General features: G+C 76.0%; 1 protein-coding gene. It reads left to right on the plus strand.

The window, feature by feature from the left end; translation table 11 throughout:
* Positions 1 to 475 (plus strand): MFS transporter (locus tag ACWJ6R_RS37985; protein ID WP_449066802.1); only part of this gene is annotated, 475 nt, incomplete at both ends.

A 475-nucleotide genomic window follows, 5' to 3' on the forward strand; every position in this document is an offset into this window, starting at 1 on the left:
GCGCGATGGTGCTCTACCAGAGCGCCTTCGCCGTCATCGTGGCCTGGTTCGACGGTGACGAGCGCGGCCGGGCCGGCGCGCTGCTGGCGCTGACCGTCGTGGCCGGGTTCGCCTCCACGATCTTCCTGCCGTTGTCCGGGCTGCTGGTGGAGCGGTACGGCTGGCGCCAGGCCCTGGTGGTCCTGGCCCTGCTCTACGGCCTGGCGGCGGTCCCGCTGCACGCGTTCGCGCTGCGTGGCCGTACCCGTGCCGCGCGTGAGCCCGCCGCGGCCGAGCAGCGCGCCGGGATCGTCGGCCGAGCCGTCCGCCGCCGCCCGTTCTGGCTGCTGGTCGCCGCCTTCACCGCCAGCGGCGGCGCCGCGGCCGTGATGGCGGTCCTGCTGATCGCCTACCTCGTCCACCTCGGCCACCCTCCCGCCCTGGCCGCCACGCTGGCGGGGCTGCTGGGCGTGCTGTCGGTGACCGGACGCCTGCT

Source organism: Planomonospora algeriensis, assembly GCF_977012225.1.